The sequence below is a fragment of the Gracilibacillus sp. Marseille-QA3620 genome (assembly GCF_054950035.1).
This window is the reverse complement of record NZ_CM143102.1, coordinates 851,377-871,026: the sequence shown is the minus strand read 5'-3', so window position 1 is coordinate 871,026 and position 19,650 is coordinate 851,377. Positions and strand designations below refer to the sequence as shown.

At 42.5% G+C, this 19,650-nt stretch carries 21 protein-coding genes and 2 pseudogenes; 7 read left to right on the top strand and 16 right to left on the bottom strand.

What is annotated here, in order from left to right:
* Positions 1–52 precede the first annotated feature (52 nt).
* Complete coding sequence (locus tag ACY8DX_RS04405) at positions 53–391, top strand: zinc ribbon domain-containing protein YjdM (protein WP_049671965.1); 339 nt, start codon at positions 53–55, stop codon at positions 389–391.
* 59 nt (positions 392–450) lie between these two features.
* Here ACY8DX_RS04405 and ACY8DX_RS04400 read toward each other — a convergent pair whose 3' ends face one another.
* The 3 genes from ACY8DX_RS04400 to ACY8DX_RS04390 form a co-directional block, all read right to left on the bottom strand.
* Positions 451–1,107: an MEDS domain-containing protein gene (locus tag ACY8DX_RS04400; RefSeq protein ID WP_462406265.1), complete on the bottom strand. Its 657-nt coding sequence runs from the start codon at positions 1,105–1,107 to the stop codon at positions 451–453.
* 116 nt (positions 1,108–1,223) lie between these two features.
* Positions 1,224–2,447, bottom strand: coding sequence for an ISL3 family transposase (locus tag ACY8DX_RS04395; RefSeq protein ID WP_462406874.1), 1,224 nt, complete (start codon positions 2,445–2,447; stop codon positions 1,224–1,226).
* A gap of 165 nt (positions 2,448–2,612) precedes the next feature.
* The gene (locus tag ACY8DX_RS04390; protein ID WP_462406264.1) at positions 2,613–3,371 is read right to left on the bottom strand and encodes an SDR family oxidoreductase; all 759 of its coding nucleotides are present in this window, start codon (positions 3,369–3,371) and stop codon (positions 2,613–2,615) included.
* A gap of 184 nt (positions 3,372–3,555) precedes the next feature.
* Between ACY8DX_RS04390 and ACY8DX_RS04385 the strand changes: the two genes are divergently transcribed.
* Positions 3,556–4,134, top strand: coding sequence for a TetR/AcrR family transcriptional regulator (locus tag ACY8DX_RS04385; RefSeq protein WP_439802473.1), 579 nt, complete (start codon positions 3,556–3,558; stop codon positions 4,132–4,134).
* A 30-nt stretch (positions 4,135–4,164) separates the two neighbouring features.
* Here ACY8DX_RS04385 and ACY8DX_RS04380 read toward each other — a convergent pair whose 3' ends face one another.
* From ACY8DX_RS04380 to ACY8DX_RS04355, 6 genes are all read right to left on the bottom strand, one after another.
* Positions 4,165–4,902 carry a DUF975 family protein gene (locus ACY8DX_RS04380; protein ID WP_462406263.1) on the bottom strand — a complete coding sequence of 246 codons (738 nt, stop codon included), beginning with the start codon at positions 4,900–4,902 and terminating at the stop codon, positions 4,165–4,167.
* Positions 4,903–5,089: 187 nt separating this feature from the next.
* On the bottom strand, positions 5,090–5,806 hold the full coding sequence (locus tag ACY8DX_RS04375) for a DsbA family oxidoreductase (protein WP_439802471.1): 717 nt from the start codon (positions 5,804–5,806) through the stop codon (positions 5,090–5,092).
* Positions 5,807–5,890: 84 nt separating this feature from the next.
* Positions 5,891–6,673: a Cof-type HAD-IIB family hydrolase gene (locus tag ACY8DX_RS04370; RefSeq protein WP_439802470.1), complete on the bottom strand. Its 783-nt coding sequence runs from the start codon at positions 6,671–6,673 to the stop codon at positions 5,891–5,893.
* A gap of 29 nt (positions 6,674–6,702) precedes the next feature.
* Entirely contained in the window at positions 6,703–7,662 is a 960-nt protein-coding gene (locus ACY8DX_RS04365; protein ID WP_462406262.1) for a LacI family DNA-binding transcriptional regulator, read from the bottom strand.
* 160 nt (positions 7,663–7,822) lie between these two features.
* Positions 7,823–8,167, bottom strand: a complete 345-nt coding sequence (locus ACY8DX_RS04360; protein ID WP_462406261.1) for a hypothetical protein — start codon at positions 8,165–8,167, stop codon at positions 7,823–7,825.
* Between the two features lie 65 nt (positions 8,168–8,232).
* On the bottom strand, positions 8,233–8,697 hold the full coding sequence (locus tag ACY8DX_RS04355) for an NUDIX hydrolase (RefSeq protein WP_049671973.1): 465 nt from the start codon (positions 8,695–8,697) through the stop codon (positions 8,233–8,235).
* Between the two features lie 160 nt (positions 8,698–8,857).
* Here ACY8DX_RS04355 and ACY8DX_RS04350 point away from each other — a divergent pair, with 160 nt between their 5' ends.
* Positions 8,858–9,079: a hypothetical protein gene (locus ACY8DX_RS04350; protein WP_049671974.1), complete on the top strand. Its 222-nt coding sequence runs from the start codon at positions 8,858–8,860 to the stop codon at positions 9,077–9,079.
* Between the two features lie 96 nt (positions 9,080–9,175).
* Here ACY8DX_RS04350 and ACY8DX_RS04345 read toward each other — a convergent pair whose 3' ends face one another.
* The 4 genes and pseudogenes from ACY8DX_RS04345 to ACY8DX_RS04330 all read right to left on the bottom strand — a co-directional run bounded on the left by ACY8DX_RS04345 (position 9,176) and on the right by ACY8DX_RS04330 (position 14,682).
* A complete protein-coding gene (locus ACY8DX_RS04345) occupies positions 9,176–9,910 on the bottom strand; it encodes a glucose 1-dehydrogenase (RefSeq protein WP_439802482.1) in 735 nt (244 codons plus the stop codon).
* A gap of 263 nt (positions 9,911–10,173) precedes the next feature.
* Positions 10,174–10,968: an acetamidase/formamidase family protein gene (locus ACY8DX_RS04340; protein WP_439802468.1), complete on the bottom strand. Its 795-nt coding sequence runs from the start codon at positions 10,966–10,968 to the stop codon at positions 10,174–10,176.
* 131 nt (positions 10,969–11,099) lie between these two features.
* On the bottom strand, positions 11,100–12,926 hold the full coding sequence (locus ACY8DX_RS04335; protein WP_439802467.1) for an ABC transporter ATP-binding protein: 1,827 nt from the start codon (positions 12,924–12,926) through the stop codon (positions 11,100–11,102).
* Positions 12,916–14,682 (bottom strand): annotated as a pseudogene (locus ACY8DX_RS04330) (ABC transporter ATP-binding protein). The gene ACY8DX_RS04335 and the pseudogene ACY8DX_RS04330 overlap by 11 nt, the downstream one beginning before the upstream one ends.
* A 160-nt stretch (positions 14,683–14,842) precedes the next feature.
* On the opposite strand from ACY8DX_RS04330, the gene ACY8DX_RS04325 reads away from it, so the two are divergent.
* Together ACY8DX_RS04325 and ACY8DX_RS04320 are read left to right on the top strand one after the other, a co-directional pair.
* On the top strand, positions 14,843–15,376 hold the full coding sequence (locus tag ACY8DX_RS04325; protein ID WP_049671978.1) for a TetR/AcrR family transcriptional regulator: 534 nt from the start codon (positions 14,843–14,845) through the stop codon (positions 15,374–15,376).
* 56 nt (positions 15,377–15,432) lie between these two features.
* On the top strand, positions 15,433–15,609 hold the full coding sequence (locus tag ACY8DX_RS04320; RefSeq protein ID WP_462406260.1) for a hypothetical protein: 177 nt from the start codon (positions 15,433–15,435) through the stop codon (positions 15,607–15,609).
* A 33-nt stretch (positions 15,610–15,642) separates the two neighbouring features.
* Here ACY8DX_RS04320 and ACY8DX_RS04315 read toward each other — a convergent pair whose 3' ends face one another.
* Positions 15,643–16,536: a patatin-like phospholipase family protein gene (locus ACY8DX_RS04315; RefSeq protein WP_462406259.1), complete on the bottom strand. Its 894-nt coding sequence runs from the start codon at positions 16,534–16,536 to the stop codon at positions 15,643–15,645.
* Positions 16,537–16,724: 188 nt separating this feature from the next.
* On the opposite strand from ACY8DX_RS04315, the pseudogene ACY8DX_RS04310 reads away from it, so the two are divergent.
* Positions 16,725–17,159 (top strand): annotated as a pseudogene (locus ACY8DX_RS04310) (cytochrome P450); the annotation flags it as partial.
* Between the two features lie 35 nt (positions 17,160–17,194).
* On the opposite strand, the gene ACY8DX_RS04305 reads toward ACY8DX_RS04310, so the two are convergent.
* Positions 17,195–17,779: a TetR/AcrR family transcriptional regulator gene (locus tag ACY8DX_RS04305; RefSeq protein WP_049671980.1), complete on the bottom strand. Its 585-nt coding sequence runs from the start codon at positions 17,777–17,779 to the stop codon at positions 17,195–17,197.
* Between the two features lie 156 nt (positions 17,780–17,935).
* On the opposite strand from ACY8DX_RS04305, the gene ACY8DX_RS04300 reads away from it, so the two are divergent.
* Entirely contained in the window at positions 17,936–18,670 is a 735-nt protein-coding gene (locus ACY8DX_RS04300; protein WP_049671981.1) for a glucose 1-dehydrogenase, read from the top strand.
* A gap of 447 nt (positions 18,671–19,117) precedes the next feature.
* On the opposite strand, the gene ACY8DX_RS04295 is transcribed toward ACY8DX_RS04300, so the two are convergent.
* Complete coding sequence (locus ACY8DX_RS04295) at positions 19,118–19,639, bottom strand: cysteine hydrolase family protein (RefSeq protein ID WP_462406258.1); 522 nt, start codon at positions 19,637–19,639, stop codon at positions 19,118–19,120.
* Positions 19,640–19,650: the final 11 nt, after the last annotated feature.

The following is a 19,650-nucleotide window of genomic DNA, read 5'->3' as shown; positions in this document are numbered from 1 at the left end:
GAAAGGCGGCATCGAATGCCGCTTGTCTCGAAACAGTAACGGAGGAATTACGATGGAAAACTTACCAAATTGCCCGAAATGCGGCTCAGAATACACATACGAAGACGGAAATATGCTTGTATGTCCGGTTTGCGCACATGAATGGACACTTGAATCCGAGGAAAGCAATGAAGATGTAAAAATCATCAAAGATGCAAACGGCAATGTTCTTAATGACGGTGACACTGTATCTGTCATTAAAGACTTGAAGGTAAAGGGCAGCTCCTCTGTCATCAAAATCGGCACGAAAGTGAAAAATATTCGTCTCGTTGACGGCGATCATGATATTGATTGCAAGATCGAAGGTTTTGGTGCTATGAAGCTCAAATCAGAATTCGTGAAGAAAATCTAAAAAAAACACCTGCCAGCAATCAAGCTGACAGGTGTTTTTTTACATCAATTATAAAACAATCATCCCTCTTTAAAGGTGCGGCTTGATTCATTTACTTGATCGTAAAGCTCGGACATAACGATATCATTATCCATCAAGACATAACCATGACACTTCATCAATCTATCTTCAAGCGTTTCAGGGAGACGGTCCTCGTCGTAAGAGCAGACTAAATATAAACCGAGTTCACTGACAATCTTATCTGCCTCACATTCAAATTCTTCAAGAATCGGGATAATCCCCTCCTGATGTCCCCACTCTACATGAGCCCATATCCTAAACGAAATTCTTTCATCAAAAAACGGCTGCAATGTTCTTGATAAATGGTCAAAGATAACAGCCGGCTGAAAACTGCCCGTTGAAACATAATAGCTGAAATTATTGATCATATGAATACAGCCAAGCTGCTCACTCGTCAATCTTCTCTTAAGTTCCGTACGGAGCTTCATCATAATCCGTTCACTTTCAATTAACAGCACATGATCCCCTTGTTCTAAGGCAGAATCAATAAAAGCGATTAAATTGCATAAGTACGTATCTTGTTCTTGAATTTTATAAAAAATGTGAACACCATTCTCTTCGTGAATCTTCTTGTTCAGCTTCGAGAATTTCCGTTTTAGCAGATTAATCACGTCCTTAATATCCATTAGGATATTTTTATAACAATAGTGTAACATTTCCAATTAGCAATATGTTCTTTTTCAAGGAAAAAGATTGAACATCCGGCAACTTTTCTTACACATAAAAAAGGTTCTTTTTCAAGTGTTGGGGTAGAGTCTTTTTGCTCTATCCCTTATCCTAATGAATCGCCGATGTTTTTATATTGATGATGGAGAAGGATTCTCGCGCGGAATCGGGTGAAATTCCGATAGCCAAATCCATTCCGTTTCATGACCTTTGTCAAATTGTTTAAGCCTTCCACAAACCCATTCGAGTAATTGAACTCGAAGCGATTTAAGATTTCTCTTTCCCAGTTTCGATACGTTTGGACTGTCTTGCTCAATTCAGGAATGCCACTCTCTTCTACCTTCTGATAGAACTTGCGAAGTTCTTTCTGCGTCTCCACAATCCCATTTTCTCCATTTTCTTTTGCCTTATAAAACCAAGTATAAAAGGCTTCCTTGAGCTCATACGCTTTCTGGAGCTCAGGGGAAAAGCTGAAGTATCGCTGAAGAAGCCATTGGTCTTTCTCCGTTAATTTATGAGCAGCTTTATGAAAGATATAGCGGGCTTTCTTGCATTTCTTTCGGTCATATTCATGCCACCTGGCCTGTTCCCTCACTCGAACCCGATCCAGCGCCCAATTCATATATCGCACAAAGTGAAAGCTATCCGCCACAATGATGGGACGATCCAACGCCTGTTGAACCGCCGCTTTAAAGGCCTGGCTCATGTCCATGACCACCACTTTCACCTTCGCGCCGTATTGGCGCAAATAGTCCTTGATGGTGTCCTTTCGCCGGTTTGGTAGGATGTCAATTGGCTCGCGAGTCTCGGCATTTGCGATGATGAGCTGGTACTTTTCCTTGCCTGTATTCCCCTTGAATTCATCAATGGCAATCACTTCTGGTAAGGCTGACTTCCCCTTCATGGAGGACGGGACAATGGCATCAAACCGCCGGATGATGGTACTGACGGATGTGTGGTATTGAGCGGCGATTTCCTTGAATGTCTTCGCTTTGATGGCTCGTATTTGTACTTGTTGGTTCCATTCTTTTGAGAAGCGTTGATACCGATCGACAAACGGATTCTGTTCGGCAAACCTTTTCCCGCATTGACAGGCATACCGGCGTTTACGATACTGGAGAATCGTTGGTCGTTCCGCCATTTTCAGATGTCGAACGGACTGGATGCGATAATCATGAACCTTCCCTGTTTTCTCGCCGCATCTTGGACAAATATGCGGGGTCAGGGGCATCTCCACGGTCATTTCAAAAACACCATGATCATTTACCTTGGACTTTATCACCTTAACGTCTTCTAAACCTGGCAATGTTATGTTAAAATTCAAGAGCACACATCTCCTTTTCGACTTGTTTCTCGACAATTCAAGTATAAGAAAAGTGGAGCATGTGTGCTCTTTTTTTATGTCCGTTTTTTGTGGACACCCCAACATTTAGTATAGAACCATAAAAAATGGATATACCCGTTGCAGGTATATCCATTTGAATCTATTTCATTCTTAATAGGCTGTCCATCCGCCGTCTACTGCCAAAACGGTACCATTCACAAAGCTTGAATCATCTGATCCAAGGAACAAAGCGGCTTGGGCAATTTCTTCTGGTTGGCCTGCACGAGGATTAATACCCATACCTGCCTGCTGTCTAGATGCCCCAAATTTATCAATATTGGTCATGGAAGCCTGAATATTTGTCATAACAGCCCCCGGAGCAATTGCGTTGCAGCGGATGCCTTTTTGAGCGTACATATAGCCAGTATTTTTCGTAAAGCCGATAACAGCATGCTTAGAGGCTGTATAAGCTGCACCCGCTCTTCCCCCGTATAGACCTCCAGCAGATGCCACGTTTACAATGACACCGCTTTCTTTCTCAAGGAAAATTGGAATGACCTTTCTTGTCGCACGCATAACACTTGTCGTGTTAACGGCAAAGATACGTTCCCATCTATCATCAACAATATCCCCAGCTGGTTCAAATCCGTCCATGATTCCCGCATTATTCACAAGAATATCAACCGTTCCGTATTTATCTACTGCTGTATCTACAAGTGTCTGAATATCCTCTTCCACAGCTACATTTGTTTTGATCGCTAGAGCTTCCCCGCCTGCTGCCTTAATATCTTCAACCGTTGCATTTGCTCCATCCAAATTCAAGTCAGAAACGACTACTTTTGCACCCTCTTTTGCATACAACATAGCGATTTGTTTCCCCATGCCTGATGCAGCGCCAGTAACTATTGCTACTTTCCCTTGAAGTTTCATCGTCGATTTCCCCTTTTCACATAAGTATACAAATGTTGAAAAATATACATCTGTCTCTTTTTAGTATAGAATTTAACCAAATAATCTTCAATATTCAAAAAACTCCTGTTTGTTGACTAATAGACAGAAGATATAATTTTGTTGATTATTTTTACAATTTTCTACAAAAGGAGGCATATTCTCTATGACTGTTGACAGAAGGGTTTCTAAATCAAAGCATGCATTAAAACAAGCTCTCATTACTTTAATGGATCAAAAGCCGTTTAAACGGATTACCATCTCAGAAATAGTTGAATTAGCCGATTTAAACCGGGGCACGTTCTACAAGCATTATCAAGACAAGGAAGATTTATTAAATGACTTGATTAATGATGTCTTTTCAGATTTGACGGATTCCTATCGAGCGCCGTATCATAATCAATCAACCTTCTATTATGATCGTCTTAGTGCATCAGCTATCAAAATCTTTGATCATGTCGCCAAGTATTCGACCTTCTACACTATTGTCATCCACGATGATGCCCTTCCTGGTTTTCTGAACAAGATTGGCGAATTGCTCAAGGATTTATCCATCTCTGATCATATAAAGGATTTTGACGATCCTGTCATTGACCATGAGTTAATGGCAAGCTATCAATCTTATGCTATTTTGGGATTAATTGTTGAATGGGTGAAAGGAGGGTTTAAGTATACTCCCTCCTATATGGCTACCCAGCTGTTATACATCCTGGCAAAGGAATCTCCCATTAAGCCAAAAACATGAGGGCAGGGAAAACCCTGCCCCATGAAAGCCTCATTCCTCTGGTGTGACAACAGATGTAGTCACATATTTATCATAGAAGGCTGCGAGCGATGTTAAGATATATGGTGTTAAGTAAATATTTATCGCAAAGAATAAGGCAAGCCCAATCAACGCCAGTATCGTTCCACTCGCTATACCTATAGCCATAAGCCCGGCTGATTCCACAATCCCTGATATACCTACTTGAGCGATCATCAAAACAATTCCAGCTCCGATAAGCACCCATGGAAGAATGACATATCCTATAAAGGATAAGATCAATTTAAACAAATCAAATTTCTTGCCGTACATCAATCGTTGGCTTTCCTTTATCGCTTCACTTGCGGTCATTTCCGGATGATCGCGCAGCACGAACATCGTCATCGAATAAGATAAACCTTTCACTATCCCAGGAATGATCAATAATAATGACCAGAGAAATGTATAAAGGTAAACAAGCAGCATGGCCGTCAATGTACGGACATAGTCTTTTCTAAAAGTGTCAAATAAATGGGAGTAGGTCAATGTTTCGCCTCTTTCCACATCCTGAAAGAACCATAATTGCCCTACAGACAATGGAACGGAAATAAAGAGCAAGAGAATCCAATAAACATAGTAGTTATCCTGCGCTAATGCATCAATAGCTGACGTAATTAAAGCAACGGTAAAGAAAACCCCAATTGCTAAACCCCAATGACCTTTTAGTTTATTTCTTGCAATCTGTCTATAATCCTTAGCAGCAAATTCCATCTTCCTTCCTCCTCCTTTCTATGGTATGATTATATATTAAAATAATATTTTGATATTTTCAAATATAGTGTCTACTCTTTGAAAATCAACTTTTAAAATAATATAAATATACTAATTCCTTTTGGATACATGTAAAGCACATAACAAAAAAACCCGGAGATTCTGCCTCCGGGCCTGTTACGCTCACTTATTCCTTTTCTCCTACTTCGCAGCCATCACCTGTACAAACATCACCATTTGGTTCTATCTCGTATTCAGAAGGGAGATGATTTTCTTCCTTCCACACACGGTCAAGTGTTTCCTGGAACAGCTCAAGCGGCTGTGCACCACTAATGGCATATTTGCGATTAAAGACAAAAAACGGAACCCCTCTGACTCCAAGGGTCTGTCCCTCCAGTTGATCGCGGCGCACTTCATCTAGATAGGCATCACTTGATAGAACCTGCTCTGCCTGTACACGATTTAATCCCGCTTCCTCTGCAAGCCGTAACAGATTTTCCTTTTTGCCGATGAATACTGACTCGGTAAAATGAGCCTTAAAAAGACGCTCTGTATAAGCCGATGCCAATCCTGCTGTTTCTGCATATTTCAGCAGGCGATGAGCATCAAGGGTATTTGTTTGTTTCATAGAATCAAATTGATAATCAAGGCCAACCGAAGCAGCATGTGCCTTCACACGCTCATTCATGGCTGAGGCTTCCTCGACTGAAACCCCCATTTTGCCAGCAAGCATTTCATGTACAGCAATTCTTTCGTCACTTTCCACATCAGGATGCAATTCATAGCTTTTGTAAATAACCTCAATCTGTTCTTTATGGTTAAAAGCTGCAATTGCTTGGTCAAGCAGGCGTTTCCCAATATAACAAAACGGACAAATAAAGTCTGACCATATTTCTATCTTCATTTCGATATCCCACCTGTCTATCTAGCATTTTCTGGTATCTACTCTCACAATAGTAGAGATATCAAAAAGAATCAATTGTTTAGCTTAAAGCAGCCCGACCATCTGAAGACCGTGCAGAATCCCCTCTTCATCAACCGGCTTTGTGATGTATTTTGCTACAGCCTTCACACGCTCTACAGCATTGCCCATGGCTACGCTATTTTCAATACGTGTGAGCATCTCGATATCGTTCAGTCCGTCTCCAAAGGCATATTGACGTTCTTTTGCAAAGCCAAGCCGTTCTGTTATTTTCTCAATCCCTCTCGCTTTGGAGCCTCCTTGTGGAAGAATATCTACAGAGAATGGGTGCCATCTAATGAAATCGAAATCCTTAAAGGTCTCCTCATAGAATCGTTCCTCACCCTCTGGACAAAAGAGAAGTGATTGATACAATTCCCTGCCCTGGTAGTAGTGCGGGTCATGGGTTGGAAAGACATCAAGCTTAAGCTCGCTGATGCTCTCTGTAATATAATTATGCTCTGGCGGAACATTTGCTTTCATGTCCTCATGGTCCATATAAACGATCGGATGCTCCCGCTCAAGCGCACTTTTCGTCAATTGTTCAAGTGCTGAGATCTTCAATGGATTCGCATAAATTACTTCATTCTGAAGAACGACATACTGTCCGTTATAGCTGACATATGTCTCAATTTCGAGTTCCCGGCGCAAGCTCTCAAACATGAACGGAGCTCGGCCCGTCGCAATCGCCACTTCATGTCCCTTCTCCTTCAATGCGAAGACAGCCTTCTTAGTCGAAAGCGGCAATTCCTTTTCATGGTCTAATAATGTACCATCAATATCAAAAAATATGACACTTTTTTCTTTCATCCTTATTCCTACTTTCTACAGCGATTCTGTTAAACTGTGCCCCGTTCAATCAAGGATACAGTTATTTCCTTGCTGTCTATTTTTCCGCTTAGCGCTTGTTTAAACAAATTCTGTCCCATTTGCTCAAGCGGTATTTCCATTGTAGTGATATTCATCATCTGCGCAATCGGCTGATTATCAAAGCCGATAATCGCCAAGTCGTCCGGCACCTTAATCTTTTCATGGTGACAACAAAGCATGACACCCGCAGCCACTTGATCACTAGTTGCAAGCAAGGCTGTCGGCGGCTCCGGCATGGACTGAATACACTCTATCACACGCCTGCCGTCCTCGAAATAAAGGCATTGGTCAATGATATAGTCAGGCCGATACGCCAAACCATGCTGACGGATAAAATCCTTATAAGCCTGTTCACGATCACGGCTGCTTGTTCCGTTCGTTCGGCTGATGGTGTAGCCGATTTTCCGGTGCCCTTTTTTATATAAATAATCCAAGGCAGCTGTAAAAGCAGCATAATGATTCACATAGGTCAAGGATACCCGCGGGTCATCCCGCTTCTCTGCTACAACAATTGGACCGTACTGCATATGCTCTTCAATGACGGACCATTCGCAACCCCTTGAGCAAATGATTAAGGAATCAATCTGCTTCGTCTTCAGCATTTGTAAAGCTTCCAGCTCAACCCGTTTTTGATAATTTGTTTGGTATAATACGAGCTTATAATTATGCTCAAGTGCCATACTGGCGATTCCTTTCAGAAGAAGCCCAAAATACGGATGGTCTGTATAAGGGAGAACCACGCCCATTGCTTGTGTTTTCCCTTTACTTAAGTGCACAGCGTTGATATTCGGATAATAATTCATTTCATCAATAGCTGCGAGCACAGCCTCCCTTTTCTGAACGCTTACATAAGGGTGATTATTCAATACTCGAGAGACTGTTGTTACCGATACTCCGGCCCTTGCTGCCACATCTTTAATATTTGTCATGTTTATTCACCTGAATATGGTTATTGGCTTGGAATAAGTGTAAAGTATGAAACGCGTTTCATGTCAACGAAAGAAATAAAATAATTTTATGACCTGTGGAAAACAAAGAAGGCAAAGCAGAAACTGCTCGCCTGATAAAAGCCGTTTTGATTGATGCTGCTCAAGCCTTCAAAATGCAGATTTCCATATACTTAGCCACATCTCCAACCGTTTGGAAATTCTCAATTAGACTGGCTCGATTCATCGAATGCTCCGGCAGATGAAAATGCCTGTACATATGGTCCACCGCATGATAAAAGGCCTTTGAATCCATTCCATATAAATCTTGGATGGATGATTGAATAGAGAGCTCTCGCGCGTGCAGCTTCGCTGACGGAGGCATACAGTGAAGCAGCCATTTCATCGTGCCCATAAGCACATTGTATTCGAATTCATTCATCCCTAACTGCTTGCGATGCTGGCGTTTCAGCAAGCACATCTGAAAATCAATTATGTTATCATTCATATGGTGTACTCCCTCATAGATAGTCCTATCTATAAGGTTTGCAAAGCGAATACTCCTTATGCATCTTACCGGCTTAGATCCTGTTTAGACAAATATTCCTCAATAATCATCCGATGACTTTTCACCATTCGTTCAGGGAGCTGATCAGGATCAAAGAAACGAACCTGACAGGATTCTGTCAAATCCACCTTCAGTTCGCCCCTATAGCTGTCTGTATAGTAAGCACAGGTCACCATATAAAATTCATCTCCGTTCTCTGCCACCGCGAAATGCTCAGGACCAGAGTAGACATTCATCATCGTTAACGATTCTACCTCTAGGCCTGTTTCCTCCAAAACCTCTCTCTTAGCGGTATCCTCCGCACGTTCACCAAGCTCCATCAATCCGCCTGCTAATCCCCAAGTTCCTTTCGGGTAGACTCGCTCTTGAAGCAGGAGCCGGCCTCTTTCATCCAGAATCACGACCACACAGCCAACCAAAATCAGTGGTCGATGTCCAACCAGCTTCCTTATATCCTCTATATACCCCATACTCCCGCTCCTCCCTTTTGAGACAAACTTGTTAGAAAATCAAAAATTATGCGATAACTCACAAAGGATTTTCCTAGTCTAACAGGTTCGTTAGTTATACTGTATACAGCATAATTTGATGTTATCATACTTACATATTCAAGAATATGAGGTGCATAGAATGGAACAGCTAACAAAAGACAGCTTAAAGTATATGATTGATTTAGAAATTCTAAAAGCCGAAGAGGCAGTGAACTCCTCTAATACTATCAGAAACTATTCACGTAAACTTGTTGAATATAAGAAAGCAAAACAACTCAAACAGCTCGTTAACGAATTTGAAAAGGGCCAAGAGCATGTAATCGCCCTTCTTGAGGAAATTACAAACGAAGCTATTATATAAGCCATTATTCAAGATGCCTTCATGGCATCTTTTTTTTGCAAACAAAAAAGGGCCTCTGGATAAAAGACTTATCCGGAAAGACCCTATCACAAATGGTTACATGGCAGATAATCCGCCATCAACAATGAATTCTGAGCCAGTAGAATAGCCGGATTCATCAGATGCTAAATAGGTGACTAAATCCGTTACTTCTTCTGGTTTTGCTACACGTTTCAACGGGATATGTTTAGCAAATTCCTTAATGACCCCCACGGCATCCCCTTGGGTCACCATTGGTGTTTCAATAACACCTGGATGGACGGAGTTTACACGGATGCCAAGGCCGGCCACTTGAAGGGCTGCCGCTTTCGTTAAACCACGAACCGCAAATTTCGTATCTGTGTACCCGATCGCTCCGCCGACGAGCCCATTCAAGGAGGAAATGTTCACGATAGAACCATTTCCTGTCTTCTGCATAGACGGAAGAATGTGCTTAATTCCCAAGAAGACGGACACTTGATTGATTTCCACAATTTTGCGGTACTGTTCTTCTGTAATCTCAAAAATAGTCTTATTCATGCTGATGCCTGCATTATTAACGAGTACATTCACAGGACCGAATGCTTCTTCTGCTTCTTTAACGACATGTTCCCAATCAGCTGCTTTCGTCACATCTTGCTTAACAAATAACGCATTTTCCCCTAATTCATTTGCAAGAGCCATGCCGCCTTCCTCATTCAGATCTGTGATGACAACCTTTGCACCTTCTTTCACAAATCTACGAACATGAGAGGCCCCCATACCCCTTGCTCCTCCAGTAATGACAGCAACTTTTCCATCTAATCTGCCCATCATAATCCCTCCTATTTGTTCCAAAAGCGATAACGCTTTCACTATATATATACCACCTTTTTCTTATATCAAAATATTATATTTTTATGAACATTTTCCACATCCAACACAATAAAAACAGGCCTGTCTCTTACAACACGCCTGCTTACATTTTCTATTAGAATAAATTAATTTCATATGAATGGAATACTCTCGCTGGGATGAAAAATCTAGCCGTCATCAAAGGATCAACAATCTGCGAAACTTGCACATGACCGCTGACACTAAGGCAGCATAGACAAGTCAGCTGCTGATAAACCTGTAAGCGGCTGCATGATATCAACAAAGCATTCTACAGCCTCTTTTGCCGCTTCATCCAGCGTCGGCTTGGAGACAATAATGGCAGCTCCATCTTCATTTACGACAATCGGATGAGGAATAGACCTTCCTTTCAGGATATCCAAGGTAACCGTTACCCTCCCGGCAACCTCTATACCAGAAACCCCTATTTCTCCATCTCCCATGGCGGCATGTAAATCACCTAAACCAAAAAGGGCTCCATCGTGAAAGACCGGTAAATAAAGCTCAGCTCCTTTGGTGATCAACGTGGTATCCATATTTCCACCATGCTCACCTGGTGTCCCGCATGAGACTCCCTCCTGCGCCGGAGCCACTCCAATGACGCCAATCATCGGATTGATCGGCAGTCTCAGCCGATCATTAAATACGTATGTATTGTCTACGATATCGACCTTCTTAACTGCGAACCCCTCGAGCCGATGCCCCATAACTCCAAGATTCTTGCCTGTCGCGATAATGCCTGTTGGTGCAATCTCCAAATCGTCTATCTTCACCTTCAGGATATCGCCCGCCTTAGCTTCCTCTATATAGATTGGGCCTGTGGCTGGATTGATATGATTCCAGTCAATTGCCTCATAGGCGGTCTCCTCCGAATCAATTTGACCTAGGAAACAATCGTGTGTTTCAATAACTACTTTCGCACCGGCCGATACCTTCAGGGCTGGCTTATGTTCTTTATCAAAGGAATAAATATAGTTCTGCTTTTCGAGTATAACCATGCCATTCCCTCCGTTCATTTTTTATAAGAAAATTCAGTAATTTTATCCATCATACTGAACTGAAAGAGAATTCACAAGACAATCAGCCAGAACAATCAAAAAAACCAGGAGACCATTCTCCTGGTTTAAACTTAGATTGCATATTCTTCTTCCACGACAGCCTCTTCACTGAACTGGCTGTTATACAATTCTGCGTAGAACCCTTCTTTATCAAGAAGGTCATCATGTGTTCCGCTTTCGATAATGTCTCCGTCCTTCATGACAAGAATCATATCGGCGTTCTTAATGGTGGATAAACGGTGCGCAATCACAAATGATGTACGGCCGGCCGTTAATTTATCCATCGCTTCCTGTATCAAGATTTCTGTCCGGGTATCAACTGAGCTTGTGGCTTCATCCAAGATAAGAAGCGGAGCATTTTCCACCATGGCACGCGCAATGGTTAAGAGCTGCTTTTGGCCGGCAGAAAGGCTGATTTGGTCATTTAGCACAGTATCATATCCATTCGGCAATGACTGAATGAAGTGATGGATGCCAACCGCCTCACATGCGGTCGTAATCTCTTCATCTGTTACACCGTTCTTGTTATAAACGATATTTTCTCGAATCGTTCCCTCAAAGAGCCAAGTATCCTGCAATACCATACAGAATTGCTCATGAACATTCTCTCTCGTTAATGTATGGATTGGCACACCGTCAATCAAAATTTCACCAGCATTGACCTCATAGAAGCGCATAAGCAGGTTAACCATAGTTGACTTCCCTGCACCGGTCGGTCCAACAATGGCGACCTTCTCGCCTGCTTTAACTGACACGGAGAAATTATGAATGATGGTCTTATCCTCATTGTAGCCGAAGCGGACATTCTTGAACTCAACATCCCCTTTGACATTTTGCAGAATGGCCTCTTTATGGCTCTCATCTTCAAGCTCTGCTTCATCCAGGAAGTCAAAGACACGCTTGCTTGCCGCTGCTGTTGATTGTAGGTTCGTGACCGCTTGGGCCATTTGGGCAAGCGGCTGCGTGAACAAACGGATGTAGACCATGAAAGCAACGATAACCCCAAAGGAAATCTTGCCGTTCATCGCTAAGGATGCACCGACAACACAGACCGCCACATAACCGAAGTTTCCGATGAAGGTCATGATTGGCATCATCATTCCGGAAAGGAATTGGGCACGCCAAGCACTGTTATACAGACGCTTATTGATGGCTTCAAATGTTTCCTTCGCCTCTTCTTCTCCGTTATATACCTTAACAATAGAATGTCCTGCATATATTTCTTCCACATAGCCGTTAATGGCTCCAAGCTCACGCTGCTGATTGGAGAAATGTTTCTGCGAATTCTTGACAATCAATCCCATCAGCATAAAACCGATAACGGTGGACGCAACAGCTGTTAAGGCCATTATGACATTCGTCGTCAGCATCATGATGAGCGAGCCGATAAATAATGTCACTGCAGACACAAGCGTCCCGATGCTTTGATTCATCGTTTGCCCAAGCGTATCGATATCGTTCGTAATACGGCTTAAGACATCTCCATAGCTGTTAGAATCAAAATACCTTAATGGCAGCTTATTGATCTTTTCAGAAAGGGCCGTCCGCAGAGTTTTTGATACCTTCTGTGTAACTGTCGCCATAATGAACCCTTGAAGATACGAAAACAGGGAGCTTAACACATATAAGGCAGCCAAGAAGAACCCGATTTTCTTAATCGCCTCTAAATCAATTTCCGTCATCAAGCCTTCCATGATGATGTCGGTTAATTCACTTAAGTAATCAGGACCGATAATGGTAAAGATTGTTCCGATGAATGCCAGTGTAATGGCAAGAATAATCATTGTCATATATGGTTTACAGTAGGCAATCAGCTTGCCCCAAGACTGCTTAAAGCCGGCTTTCTCTCCTTTTTCAAGAGAGCGAGCATGTTTTTTAGGCTGTAACTTATTGGGCATTTTCGAGCTCCTCCTTTGAAAGTTGAGAATAGGCAATTTCCTGATAAACCTTGCAAGAACGCAATAGTTCTTCATGCTTGCCGCAGCCGACCATTTTTCCTTCATCCAGGACGATAATTTTATCAGCATCCATGATTGTACCAATACGCTGTGCGACAATCAGGCTCGTTGCACCCGACGTCTCTTCTTTGAGTGCAGCACGCAGCATCCGGTCAGTCCTATAGTCAAGTGCCGAGAAGGAATCATCAAATAGATAGATTTCAGGGTTGCGGCTGATTGCACGTGCAATTGTCATCCGCTGTTTTTGGCCGCCAGATAGATTGCTTCCACCTTGAGCGATGTGGGCCTTATATTGCCCGTCCATTCTCTCGACAAAGTCCGTCCCTTGTGCAATCGCAACCGCCCGTTTCACTTCTGCCTCCGATATCGGCCCTTTTCCATTATTGCCATAGGCTACATTTGAAGTTACGTCGCCGCTGAACAAAATATTTCGCTGCGGTACAAGACCAAGCTTATTATGCAAATTCTTCACTTTATAATCCTTCACGTTCATATCATTAACGAGCACTTCACCTATTGTCGCATCATAGAATCGAGGAATTAAATTGATGAGACTGCTCTTTCCGCAGCCCGTTGCACCGATAAAGGCGACCGTTTCACCTGGATTGGCGGTGAAACTGATATTTTTCAGTACATACTCATTGGAATCAGGATACTTAAAGCTGACATTGCGAAATTCCACTTTGCCTTTATGACCAAATCCACACTCCCCCATTTCCCCATCAAGGATGGATAATGGTGTAGAAAGCACCTCATTGACACGTCCTGCTGCAACAGCTGCCCGTGGAAGCAGGATAAACACGACAGTCAGCATGATAAAGGCCATAATGACCTGCATGGCCTAAGAAGAGAACACGACCATGTCACTAAATAGGCTTATTTTATCCATCATGTCTGCCTCATTGATTAAGTAAGCCCCAATCCAATAGACAGCAAGACTTAGGCCGCTCATAATCAACATCATAGTTGGCATAAAGCTCGCCATCATACGGTTTGTAAATAGATTTGTCTTAGTCAGTTCTTCATTCGCACCCTCGAATTTCTCTTCTTGGTAATTCTCTGCATTATAGGCACGAATCACACGCAGCCCAGTCAAGTTCTCCCTTGACACACGATTGAGATTATCAGTAAGAGACTGGATGCGTTTGAATTTCGGCAAGGTTAAGCTTCCTATGATGGCAATCATCACAAGCAGGAACAATACAGCAAACCCCGTCGCACTCGTCCACTGCCAGCTCTTGCCGGAAATCTTTACAATTGCCCAAACAGCTAAGATCGGCGCCTTAATCAGCACTTGCAGACCAATCGCAATAATCATCTGAATTTGCGTAATATCATTCGTTGAACGAGTAATTAAGCTCGCCGTTGAAAACCGATTAATTTCTTCCATAGAAAAGGATTCAACCTTCTCAAAGAGTAAAGATCTTAAACGTGCGGAGAATGACGCAGCCACACGTGCGGCAAAAAAGCCGACAATCACAGAAGCAGCCAGGCTTCCTAAAGCACATAAAAGCATATAGCTTCCGGCTTCCCAAATCTGGCTCATTTCACTGCCAGGCGTTTGGGTGTATGTCGTTATGTCAGACATATAATCAGGAAGCTTTAAATCAAGCCATACCTGCGTGACGATGAACAGCACACTCACAAGAATGAGCATCCATTCCTTCGTCTTCAGATACTTGAATATTTTAATCATCTGAAACGATACTCCCTTTCCTATTACTGCTGAATGCAGCTAGTTAATTCATACATCGCTTGATACATCCAATGATATTTATTATATTAAAATAATATGTAGACACAATCGTTTTTCGGGAATTTAATCGCAGGTGTAACAAGTGAGGAGGTTTTGTAACTTGAGAGAGGAAAGGAATCCCACAAATGTATTTGCAAGGGATTGTATTACAACGGCATTGATTCAGCTGATGGGGGAGAAAGCTTACAAGGATATTACCATCACAGAAATCGCCAGAAAGGCCGGAGTCTCACGAGTGACTTATTACCGTAACTTCTCATCTAAAGAAGATATTATTATTCAGCACTTCGAAGATATCCACAAAGAATTTCATAAGACAGTAAAGAATTTGGATCCAAATAAACATAGGTATGAATGTCTCGTGAAGTACTTTCAAACATGGTTGAAGCATAATGAGTTTCTGATTTGTCTTTCAAAAGCAAATCTTTCCCCTCTATTGCTCGAATCAGTCAATGATTTCACTCGCCTATCTCTATCTTCTGCATATAAATACCAAGCCTTCTTCTTCACTGGCTCCATTCATAATGTTCTTTTTGAATGGGCAAAGGAAGGAACAAAGGAAAGCGCCGAAGAAATGGCGGCTTTCCTAGTCGATATGATTAAACCGCCTCCTCTTCCTCTTGCATTAGGATAAAAAAGGACGATGCTTTAAGTCAGCAGTCATCCTCATTTTTTATTCATTATCGGCACTTGGATAGGGCTGCGGGAAATCACCATGTATCCAATCGAGAACTTCTTCTATATTTGGCGCGCAACTTCTGCATCGCTTTTTGGGTTGAGGCTCTGATCGCCCAGCCAATTGCCCGTCAGGCCATGAAGAAATTACACAAACGCCAAGACCGAAAAGCTCAAGTTATTAGCAGCTAAAACAAAAGAACCCATAATATATGGGTTCTTTTGTCATTGTGACAGTTTGATTTGTTTTCCTACATAGCAATCCCCAAGAAAGTCAAGCAATTCTGATTCCCGGTCATAGAAATGCTCAAGCCCCTTCTTATGTGATTCCCACATAACATCCGTGTTCTTCTCAAAGCTTTTCAGCGCATAGGGCGGACGGTAGACAAATGCCTTTCCTTCCCTCTCCAGCTTCTCAATCAACTCCATCGTTTGATTATAATTGTCCGCTCGCTTCTCCATCGCACGTACCATTTGCGGATATTTCTTTCGAAAAAGCTTCATAGCCCATTTCGTCTGGCCGTCGAGCACCTTCCGATAGCCCTGCTCCCGGGTCAGAATAATGACATGCTTATCATAACCGTCAGCGATGGCCTTTTGGATAGGAATCGGATCAGCTAAACCACCGTCATAATAAGGAACATCATTCAATTTAATCTCAGGGAAAAGCACCGGGATGGCACAGGTTGCCCGGAGAATTGTTGCTCCCTTATCCATTGTTTTCGCATCAATGTATTCTACTTCTCCTGTATAAGCATTCGTCACGCCAAACAAAAGGCTCCCCTTATATCCTTGATAGGTTTCCCAATCAAAGAAATCCAATTGATTGGGAATGGTATCATACGCAAAAGTAAGCCCGAACAGACTTCTCTCCGTAAGGAAATTCCGCATACCTATATATCGTTTGTCATTTCGATACGTAGAAATAAAACGGATTGTCCGATTCTTCTGCTCAGACACATAGGAACAGGCACTGATTGCCCCAGCTGAGATTCCCAATATGTATGGAAACATGATTTCTTTCTCTAGGAAACCATCCAAGATTCCCGCTGTATAAACGGTACGGAACGTGCCGCCCTCTAATATTAAGCTTGTATTCTTGACATTGATTGGAATCATGCGTTCAGGCCTCCTTTATTCTGTGATTATTATATATGTATCACCATTAGTTGTAAGTCATAATGCCTCTCAAACAAAAAAAGGACTGACGATCCAGCTCCATACTACAATTCTCTTGCACGGATACGTTCCGCTAATGCATCAATCCAGTACAGTCTTTCATCCTTTTCATGGGAAATATAGGAACTCTATATGAGGAATTGCATCAGAATCCGGCGTTATCTGCAAAAGCTGTTGAAGAAATGCTTCGCTATCGTTTCCATCTGTCAAGGAGGGTCCGAACCGTGAAACAGGATAATGACTTGCTCGGTGCCCCCTTAATAAAGGGCGATGTGGTCGTTACAGGGATGAGCGCTTCCAATATGGACGGTGATATGTTTGCGGACCCGTTCATCCTGAATATCCACCGCAAGAATAACCGAAAGCACCTGACAGTCAGGAATGGTCCCCACTTTTGCTTAGACACCCCTCTTGCCCGTTTGGAAATGAAAGTCATCTTAGAAGCCTTCCTCCACAGATTTTCACAGATTGAGCCTGTAGCTGGATTTGATCTTGAGGGCCATTTAACCCCCTCTGCCACTGGGCAATCCTTAACCTATTTGCCAATGAAGGTGTACCGCTAATAACAATGGGCAACAGCTGTTTAAGCTGGTGCCTTTTATTTGTCGCGGACCGTGGCTTCTACGAACATTTTCCCTTGAAGATAGGCTAATTTCTGTGCCATAACCTCAGGAGAATCCTTGAAATCAGTCATAGCCCAGTAAAGAAAGAAGCCAAGACTGCCATAAGTTGAAAAATAATTTAACACCGGGATTTCTACTGCAGTTTTATCCTTCAGCTCCAGCTCCGATCCAGAAACCTTCACCAGACTCTCACAAAACTGATTCTGGGAACCTGGCAGTACCTCTCCTTTCAAAATCAAGGAGAAAACAAATTGATTCTCATAAATATATTCGAAGATTGGCACCTGTCTGCTTACATCGTTCGCTGTGATGCTTTTTCGATTTTGAAAGCTTCTTCGAAAGTTCGCGACAAGACCATCTAAATACTCATCCACAATAGCCGATAATAACGACTGTAAATCCTTATAATGCGAGTAAAAGGTTACTCGATTACAGCCGGCAAACTGGGCGACCTCCGTAATCGTCAAATCGAGTAAATCCTTTTCTTCAAGTAAGGTCAACAACGCCTTCTTTAGCTTCTTCTTCGTCCGCACTGCTCGGCGATCTTCATTGCCAGCCATATTCTCCCTCCTTATTAACTAGAAATTATCATTATTTTGTCACATTTATTATGACATCAATCCTATTATTGGACAAACATCCACTTTTTCTGTTAATTTACAGATGTAAATTAATTTTACCAAAATTATATAAGGAAAATTAAGGGGGATATATTCATGGCTCGATTAGAAGGTAAAGTTGCAATTATTACTGGTGCTGCTCAAGGCATGGGCGCTTCACATGCACGCAAATTCATTGAAGAAGGTGCAAAGGTCGTTCTTACAGACTTAAATAAAGAAAAAGGCGAGGCACTTTCTGCAGAATTAGGAGAAAACGCTTTATTTGTCAGTCAAAATGTAACAAGTACTGAAGATTGGGAAAGGGTTGTCATTGAAGCTGAGAAAGCATTTGGGAGAGTCGATGTATTAGTCAACAATGCAGGTATCACGATGGCGAAATCCATCCTGCAAACAACAGAGGAAGAATACCGCCGCATCGTCGATATTAACCAGCTTTCTGTCTTCCTAGGCATGAAAACAGTTATTCCTGCCATGCAAAAAGCAGGAGGCGGCTCTATCGTCAATATCTCATCTATGAATGGCCTAGTGGCAGGAGCAATTGGCTACACAGATACGAAATTCGCTGTGCGCGGTATGACGAAAGCAGCAGCTGTAGAATGCGCCAATTACGGCATACGTGTGAACTCTGTCCACCCTGGTGTCATCGCGACCCCAATGGTAGTACAGGAGGATACAAAAGCAGCTGTAGAAGCCTTCTCTAAACATATCCCGCTCAAACGCGTCGCTAAACCAGAAGAGGTTTCTAACTTAGTTGTATACTTAGCATCTGATGAATCCTCTTACTCTACAGGATCTGAGTTCGTCATAGATGGCGGTTTGACTGCAATGTAATGAAGTGAAAGGATGGGAATTCCCCGTCTTCATGTATAAACGAAGAAAAGCTGATTCAATGCCCGCTTAGGAGGGCCATTGAATCAGCTTTTTGCAATTGAGCCATTTATTTATGCTGAACTTGGTTCTTGCATATCAGGGTGCTAATTTTTCCGCCCATAACTCCAGGAAAGCGCCCTTACAGGATTTTTCTCGCCCACACTTCTTAGACTGCTCTCGTACCTGTCATTTTTCGACCTTCAAATCATCCGTTCGCCCATAAATGAATAAAAGGATAGGATATCTTTCAAAAAATGTCGCTCTCGATTCTATGACAAACAATAAAAGACTAACTAGGAATGATTTTGGTTGAAAATCAGATTTATTGATGCAATCAGCTGATTTCAGCTTGGAACGAACATGATAAAAAGCAGGAGGAAAAACCAATGTGATTTTTCTTCCTGCTCCTTATGCATATTCAATTTCATTGCTAGTGCAGACATCCGCAAACCAGCGAAGCACTCGATTGTGATGGTTGATGATTTCTTGAGCTGTCAGTTCCTCAGAGGCCCATGTGCTGTGTGCGTCAGATAGCAGCGTCACCTTATAGCCCATGCTATACGCTCTTCTGCAGGTCGTATCCACACATACATCCGTTTGAATGCCTGTGATGATGACATGCTCAATTCCTTTCTTTTTCAATTCCGCTTCCAATTTTGTATTGTAAAATGAATCCGGCGTTGCCTTTTGAATGACAGGATCCCCCCTTTCAGGAGTGATAGCAGGGTGTACCTCCCATTCCTTAGTACCGGCCGCCAATGGCCAGCCATCAGGTTCATTATGCTGGATATAGAGAACCGGTATTTGATTCACTCGGGCTTGATTGATGATTTCTTTTAACCTCACTAATAGTTCATCTCCTCTGTATACAGCCTCTCCTTCCTGGAACATTCCATTTTGCACATCAATAACAAGAAGCGCCTTCTTCATCCCTTCACCTT

Bases quoted from the DNA above. Each gene is read 5' to 3' on its own strand.
- ACY8DX_RS04340 (WP_439802468.1), bottom strand. From the start codon at position 10,968: ATGGTTATACTCGAAAAGCAGAACTATATTTATTCCTTTGATAAAGAA.
- ACY8DX_RS04370 (WP_439802470.1), bottom strand. From the start codon at position 6,673: ATGAAAGAAAAAAGTGTCATATTTTTTGATATTGATGGTACATTATTA.
- ACY8DX_RS04360 (WP_462406261.1), bottom strand. From the start codon at position 8,167: ATGAATGATAACATAATTGATTTTCAGATGTGCTTGCTGAAACGCCAG.
- ACY8DX_RS04355 (WP_049671973.1), bottom strand. From the start codon at position 8,697: ATGGGGTATATAGAGGATATAAGGAAGCTGGTTGGACATCGACCACTG.
- ACY8DX_RS04365 (WP_462406262.1), bottom strand. From the start codon at position 7,662: ATGACAAATATTAAAGATGTGGCAGCAAGGGCCGGAGTATCGGTAACA.
- ACY8DX_RS04350 (WP_049671974.1), top strand. From the start codon at position 8,858: ATGGAACAGCTAACAAAAGACAGCTTAAAGTATATGATTGATTTAGAA.
- ACY8DX_RS04405 (WP_049671965.1), top strand. From the start codon at position 53: ATGGAAAACTTACCAAATTGCCCGAAATGCGGCTCAGAATACACATAC.
- ACY8DX_RS04380 (WP_462406263.1), bottom strand. From the start codon at position 4,902: ATGGAATTTGCTGCTAAGGATTATAGACAGATTGCAAGAAATAAACTA.
- ACY8DX_RS04400 (WP_462406265.1), bottom strand. From the start codon at position 1,107: ATGTTACACTATTGTTATAAAAATATCCTAATGGATATTAAGGACGTG.
- ACY8DX_RS04345 (WP_439802482.1), bottom strand. From the start codon at position 9,910: ATGGGCAGATTAGATGGAAAAGTTGCTGTCATTACTGGAGGAGCAAGG.
- ACY8DX_RS04300 (WP_049671981.1), top strand. From the start codon at position 17,936: ATGGCTCGATTAGAAGGTAAAGTTGCAATTATTACTGGTGCTGCTCAA.
- ACY8DX_RS04375 (WP_439802471.1), bottom strand. From the start codon at position 5,806: ATGAAGATAGAAATATGGTCAGACTTTATTTGTCCGTTTTGTTATATT.
- ACY8DX_RS04315 (WP_462406259.1), bottom strand. From the start codon at position 16,536: ATGATTCCAATCAATGTCAAGAATACAAGCTTAATATTAGAGGGCGGC.
- ACY8DX_RS04385 (WP_439802473.1), top strand. From the start codon at position 3,556: ATGACTGTTGACAGAAGGGTTTCTAAATCAAAGCATGCATTAAAACAA.
- ACY8DX_RS04390 (WP_462406264.1), bottom strand. From the start codon at position 3,371: ATGAAACTTCAAGGGAAAGTAGCAATAGTTACTGGCGCTGCATCAGGC.
- ACY8DX_RS04295 (WP_462406258.1), bottom strand. From the start codon at position 19,639: ATGAAGAAGGCGCTTCTTGTTATTGATGTGCAAAATGGAATGTTCCAG.
- ACY8DX_RS04305 (WP_049671980.1), bottom strand. From the start codon at position 17,779: ATGGCTGGCAATGAAGATCGCCGAGCAGTGCGGACGAAGAAGAAGCTA.
- ACY8DX_RS04335 (WP_439802467.1), bottom strand. From the start codon at position 12,926: ATGCCCAATAAGTTACAGCCTAAAAAACATGCTCGCTCTCTTGAAAAA.